Here is a 6,387-nt window from a genome sequence, read left to right as displayed (position 1 = left end):
TCTAAAGGGATTTTTATTTTTAAAATTTTCTCAATATTTTACAGGAGTAAATGTGATAGAGTAGGAAGTGGATGGGAGTCCATACATATTATTAAAATTAAAGTGGTTATCAAGTCGGGGAAAAAGCACTCTTGGGAGTGCTTTTTCTTTTGGTTTTAAGCTTAAATTATATGAGATTTTTCCTGACGTTCAGCTAAATATCCTGATTTTTTAACATAATGGTGAGTGCACCTCCAATTGTTAGACATAGCCTAACAATTGGAGGTGTTTTTTTATCTATGAAATTAGAAGGTTGTATCTTGAGAAGTAGATCTCTCATGAATCCGGAAAGAATTTTTTTTATCCTGCATTAACAGTAAAGATGACTAAAGACGTATTGATAATAGCGAAGTCATAAATAAAGTGCCCTGTTTGTGAAATAGAAAATAAGACAGTGTGGAAGGATGTGAAAACGGGAACATCGGTATAAACAGAGTGGGACTTTTGATTAACATGGAAGGCTAGGAAAGGCGTAATTATAGTATCGAATTGATTCAAAAGGTGGTGGGTTAACATAGATATTTTATTAGATTGAATTGAAGGTTAGCTAGTGGCGTGATGAGCAAGGAATTGTTTTTTAGTAACAATGAACGAGAAAATTATACATTGTATGGAGGAATGAGTAATGGATAAAACAATCCAAGATGTAAAGAAACGTATAATAAACGACTATTTAAATGGTGAAGGTAATTGGGAAGAGTTTTGTGACTATATGAATGAGATTAAAAGTTATGGGGACCTTGATGAAAATCTTGCTAGAATAATAACAGAACGTCCGGATACATTGACACCTAATCAATGGATTGATCTCTATCATTCTACTTTAGAGTATTATTATGTAGGAAAGTGTGCTATTGGCGGAGAAGAGATCCCATGGCGAGATATGTATGATGTTTTTGATGCAAGTAGTTTATGCTCCGATTGTCAAAAGAAGGTAAATGATGAGTTTGGAGATATGAAAGAAAATATAATAGCATCAACATATTATAAAGAGGTTGGAGATGAGGAATAATGATAGGTATTTTAGAAGAACGAAATGATAGATCGCTGTTTACTAACTCTCTTATTACTGGGGTACCGTCACATCGCTATCAAGCTAAGAAAAGCAAATACCCCAAAACGAAAAATGTACACTAGTTTTTCGGCAATCACTCTATATTTGGAATCCTGTCTGTTAATACGAAGGGATTCTTTTTTTATTATTGATGCTAACATTGTTAATCATCACGGTTACTTTCTAATTGAAGTGTACAGAAACGGGAGTGTCAAACAAGAATACTTGAAACGCAAAGGAATTTTACAATCGAATCTGTTTTATTCACCCAATTGTGTGGCGTTGTTGAATCGAGGGAAATACAATCATAAGGATTCAAAACATGCTCTTCTTTGTCAATGATGATTGTCAGTTTTCCTTCTAGAACGTATAGAAATTCTTGCCCCGAATGTGAATAAGATTCCTCTCTTTTAGCACCTGGGTTAAGCAAAACTAAAATAGGATTAAATATTGGATTTTCAATGTTACCCGCTAAATCCCTATAAAAAAATTGGTAATGTAGAGTGTTCGTCTTATTAATGATGTTTCTCATAACTGTTGGTGTTGTCTGCTTTTCGGGCTCTGAAAAAAAGTAGCTCGGATTGACACCGAGTGCTTCAGAAATTTTTTTTAATGATTCGAGCGTTATGGATGATTTTGATCGTTCGACTTGCGATAAAAAGCTGATTGAAAGATTCGTCTGATCAGCAATTTGTTTTAATGTTAACTTACGCTCTTTTCTCAAACTCTTTATTTTTACTCCAATTAAATCGTTCACTTTTCTCCACTCCCGTTACTGACATTAATTATGATTACTATTCTAGGGAAATTTATTTAGTAAGGTGCCGTATGTAACCTCACGATGAAAATAAAAAAGTTAGTTAAGCTATTTTTGAATAAATGCATTTTAATAGTTAGTTTATAGATGGTTGAACTGATTAGCTATATTAAAACCCCTTATATTTAGGCTTGGTACTTTTGTCCAAATCCTAAATATAAGGAGCACATGTTCATAAGAATAACACAATAGCCCTAATTAAAGAACGATAACAAGAAATCGATGTGCCAAAATTTAGCGGTCAACCAAAATTCGTTTTGCAATGAAGTGCCACTTAAATAATAAGTGATAATAGCTCAAAAAAGAAGGGTAATTTTGGTGAATATTCCGAAAATTACGTTTACAATGAAAATCCGGTGTGTTATTATCGTAAATAATTGAAGTGTCACTTCAAAAACAAATTTTAATTGAAGTAATTTATCCCACTATTTGTGGGCAGTAAACTCCCAACTCAAAAATCGGCTAGAGCAAAGAAGTTAGGTGGGAGTCGGGCTAATAATCAGTGGGGGATGGACAAAACCTCACTGATTAAAGTTTCACTTTATTACTAAAAAAATAAACACTTGAGGAGAATGAGGATGAATTTTCATGGTATTTTAGTTCCGTTGGTGACCCCGTTTAAAAATGATAAGAGTTTAGATGTAGATACTTTAAAGCAATTGACTAACACATTTATTGATAAAGGTGTAACTGGTTTAGTGGTGTGTGGAACGACTGGCGAATATTACGCCTTAAACGAAGCTGAACGTGAAACCGTTTTAAAAACTGTGGCAGAAGTGGCTAAAGGTCGCGTAACTTTAATTGCAGGTATCAATGATTTATCAACTGAAGGAGCGATTAACCGTGCCAAGCAAGCGAAAGAATTGGGCTATGAAGGCTTAATGTTATCACCAACTCCTTATAGCCTGCCTGATCAAACGGGTGTGATTGCCCATTACGAAAGTGTGGCATCAGCAACCGATTTACCGATTATCATGTACAATTTTCCTGCGCGCATTGGCATTGAAATTGAGTATGACACTGTGGTGCATCTGTCGAAAAATCTGAATATCGTCGCTATTAAAGAGAGTAGTGGTGACTTTAGTCGTGCTTTACGCTTGCTACAAACCCCGTTTGAGAATTTTGAAGTGATTTGTGGCTGTGATGATCAAGCTGTAGACTTTTTCTTCTGGGGTGCGAAAAGCTGGATTGCTGGTGCAGGGAATGTGTTCCCAGAAGAGCAAGTTACCATGTTTAATGCCGCGCAATCTGGTGACTGGGACAAGGCTCGACAAATTATGCGCGAAATCTACCCTGCTATTCATTCAATGGAATCTGGAAACTATAACCAAAAAGCCAAACTAGGCTGCCTGAAAGGTGAGATCAACGTTGGCGCGGTACGCCTCCCATTATCTGATTTATCAGAAGAGGAAAAGGCGACATTCTTAGCTTTCTTTAATAAATAATCTGGAGGAGAGACAAATGACTGTATCAAGAGAACAAATTTTTGCCCTTGCTAAAGAAGGAAAGCTATGGGCCGGCAACTTAATTGACGGTTTTAAGAGTGCTGCCGACAAATTAGAAAATCGCACTCCCATTGATAACAGCTTCATTGGCTATATTGCTGATGGAGATGAGCGGGATGTGGATGCGGCTGTTAAAGTGGCGAGGGAGACATTTGAAGAAGGGATTTGGAGTCAATTATCCCCTAATGAGCGTAAGAAAGTGATGATTCGCTGGGCACAATTGCTCGAAGAACATAGCGAAGAACTGGCTGCCTTAGATTGTATAGATGCTGGAAAACCGATTACTGAATGTTTAAATACTGACATGCCAGCAACGATCGATACGTTTTATTGGTACGCTGAAGCGATTGATAAACTCTTTGGAAAAGTCGCTCCTACGGGTAAAGATGCGTTGGGCTTGATTGTTACTGAACCGATTGGCGTTGTTGGTGCGGTATTACCTTGGAACTTTCCCGCTCAAATGTTTGCTTGGAAAGTGGCACCTGCATTAGCTGCAGGGAATTCTGTCATTGTGAAACCGGCGGAATTAACCTCACTCAGTGCTTACCGTATGATTGAACTTGCTTATGAAGCGGGTGTTCCAAGAGGCGCTTTAAGCTTAGTGTGTGGTTTAGGCGAAAAAGTAGGCGAACCATTAGGGCGGCACTTAGATGTGGACATTGTATCATTTACTGGTTCAACGGAAGTCGGCAGGTATTTCTTAAAATATTCAGCAGAAAGTAACCTCAAAGAAATTGTCTTAGAGTGTGGTGGCAAAAGCCCACAAGTCGTGTTTGAAGATGCTGACTTGGATACGGCTGTTCCGCATATTTTATCAGCTGCCTTTTGGAATATGAGTGAAAACTGCAGCTGCGGTTCCCGTTTGATCGTGCATGAATCTGTCAAAGAGGAATTGTTAGAAAAATTAAAGTCTGGCTTAACAAGCTGGAAATTGGGTAACCCGATGGATGAGTCAGTTGCCATTGGCCCCATGATTGAAGAAGCACACTTTAATAAAGTGAAATCGTTCTTGGATATTACGCTTCAAGAAGGGGGTAGCTTAGTCGCTGGAGGGAACATTCACAGTGATGTGGGTAGCGGCTGGTACATAGAACCAACTATTTTTGAAAATGTAACCGCTGACATGACCTTATTCCAAAATGAAGTATTTGGTCCGATTTTAGCGGTTAGTACGTTCGAAACGGAAGAAGAAGCAATTGCACTTGCCAATAACACCTCTTACGGCTTAGCTGCTTCTTTTTATAGCCAAAATGTACAGCGGACGATGCGCGTGGCACGTGCCATTAAAGCTGGGACCGTTTCTGTGAATGGTTTTAGTGAAGGGGATATTACTACCCCATTTGGTGGTTTTAAACAATCTGGCTTTGGTGGCAAAGACAATGGATTAGAAGCTTTTGAACAATATGTGCGGACAAAAGTGATTTGGTACGTTCATTCATAATGATCTGAATCTACTTTTTTGGGGGAGTAAACATGGGGAAAACAGATAATAAGCAGCTAAAAAAAGTTGTTGTTGCATCGATGATTGGATCTGTGGCTGAATGGTATGAATTTTTCTTATATGGTACCGCTTCTGCTCTCGTTTTTGGAGAATTATTTTTCCAACAAACGGGAAGTGCTATTGACGGCATCCTGGCTGCATTTGCTCTCTATGCGGTAGGTTTTATAGCTAGACCTATCGGTGGACTTGTTTTTGGTCATTATGGTGATAAATTTGGGCGTAAAAATTTATTACAGCTTAGTTTAATTATCGTTGGAATAACGACTTTCTTAATGGGATGTATTCCGACATTCAATAGTATTGGGTATTGGGCTCCGATCTTACTTGTTACTTTACGTTTAATTCAAGGGTTTGCTTTCGGCGGAGAATGGGGTGGAGCTGTTATTTTAGTATCTGAGCACAGCCCTAGTGATAGACGTGGGTATTGGGCAAGCTGGCCACAGGCAGGCGTGCCATTAGGAAATTTAATAGCAACAATTATCCTTTTACTTTTATCTAAAAATTTAAGCCCAGAGCAATTTATGGACTGGGGTTGGCGTGTAGCATTTTGGTTCTCTGCTGTTGTCGTCCTAATTGGTCTTTGGATTCGTAAAAGTGTAGACGATGCCCCTATTTTCAAAGAGTCACAAGAAAAACAAGCTCAATTAGAAAAACAACAATTAGGTGTTATAGAAGTGCTTAAAGACCATAAAAAAGCGATTATTGCTGGTATTGGAGCTCGTTTTGCAGAAAACATCTTATACTATATAGTTGTCACTTTCTCCATTAGTTATTTAAAACTTGTGGTCGATAAAGATACTTCACAAATTTTATTATTAATGTTTGGTGCTCATGCAATTCACTTTTTCCTCATCCCCTTAATGGGACATTTAAGTGATGTGTGGGGACGCAAGCCAATCTATATGACAGGAGCCGTTTTAACTGCATTTTGGGGATTTATCGGGTTTCCAATGATGGATACAGGAAATGATTGGTTAATTATAACTGCCATTACTATTGGTTTATTCATACAATCAATGACGTATTCACCATACTCCGCATTAATGACAGAGTTATTTCCAACGCACATCAGATATACAGCTTTGTCTTTATGTTATCAAGTAGCACCAATCTTGGCAGGATCATTAGCACCATTAATTTCATTAAGTCTCCTAAATAAATTTAATAGCTCTATCCCAATTTCGATTTATTTAGTCATCTCAAGTATTATTTCAATTTCATGTATTATGTTAGTAAAAGAAACAAAAGGTAAATCACTCACATTTAAGAAAGCAGAGTAAATATTTTCGTAAGCCATATATAATTGCTTTATAACTGTTGTTTTAAAATAAAGACTGATAAGAATGGCCTCTTAGGACAGTATGTCTCAAAGAGGTCATTCTTTATTTTTCTCATATTTCTGGAGGTGTATCATTTGTTAGCATCAGCCTTCCTCCAACTAGGGGTAGCGTCACACATCCATCAACTTAAG

General features: G+C 37.5%; 5 protein-coding genes. 4 read left to right on the top strand and 1 reads right to left on the bottom strand.

The window, feature by feature from the left end; translation table 11 throughout:
- The first annotated feature begins 664 nt into the window (after window positions 1-664).
- The gene (locus CN373_RS10470; protein WP_000361803.1) at window positions 665-1,051 is read left to right on the top strand and encodes a hypothetical protein; all 387 of its coding nucleotides are present in this window, start codon (window positions 665-667) and stop codon (window positions 1,049-1,051) included.
- Between the two features lie 253 nt (window positions 1,052-1,304).
- Here the strand turns inward: CN373_RS10470 and CN373_RS10465 are convergent, their stop codons facing one another.
- Window positions 1,305-1,850, bottom strand: coding sequence for a helix-turn-helix domain-containing protein (locus tag CN373_RS10465; RefSeq protein WP_098359261.1), 546 nt, complete (start codon window positions 1,848-1,850; stop codon window positions 1,305-1,307).
- Window positions 1,851-2,488: 638 nt separating this feature from the next.
- On the opposite strand from CN373_RS10465, the gene dapA reads away from it, so the two are divergent.
- Genes dapA through abaF form a run of 3 tightly spaced genes read left to right on the top strand, consistent with a single transcriptional unit; the run spans window position 2,489 to window position 6,196 of the window.
- On the top strand, window positions 2,489-3,355 hold the full coding sequence (gene dapA / locus CN373_RS10460) for a 4-hydroxy-tetrahydrodipicolinate synthase (RefSeq protein ID WP_098359260.1): 867 nt from the start codon (window positions 2,489-2,491) through the stop codon (window positions 3,353-3,355).
- A gap of 16 nt (window positions 3,356-3,371) precedes the next feature.
- Window positions 3,372-4,856, top strand: a complete 1,485-nt coding sequence (locus CN373_RS10455; RefSeq protein WP_098359259.1) for an aldehyde dehydrogenase — start codon at window positions 3,372-3,374, stop codon at window positions 4,854-4,856.
- 32 nt (window positions 4,857-4,888) lie between these two features.
- Entirely contained in the window at window positions 4,889-6,196 is a 1,308-nt protein-coding gene (gene abaF / locus CN373_RS10450) for a fosfomycin efflux MFS transporter AbaF (protein WP_000520552.1), read from the top strand.
- The last annotated feature ends 191 nt before the right edge of the window (window positions 6,197-6,387 follow it).

The sequence above is a fragment of the Bacillus cereus genome, assembly GCF_002561295.1.
Classification (GTDB): domain Bacteria; phylum Bacillota; class Bacilli; order Bacillales; family Bacillaceae_G; genus Bacillus_A; species Bacillus_A cereus_S.
This window is presented reverse-complemented; position numbering and strand designations above follow the sequence as displayed.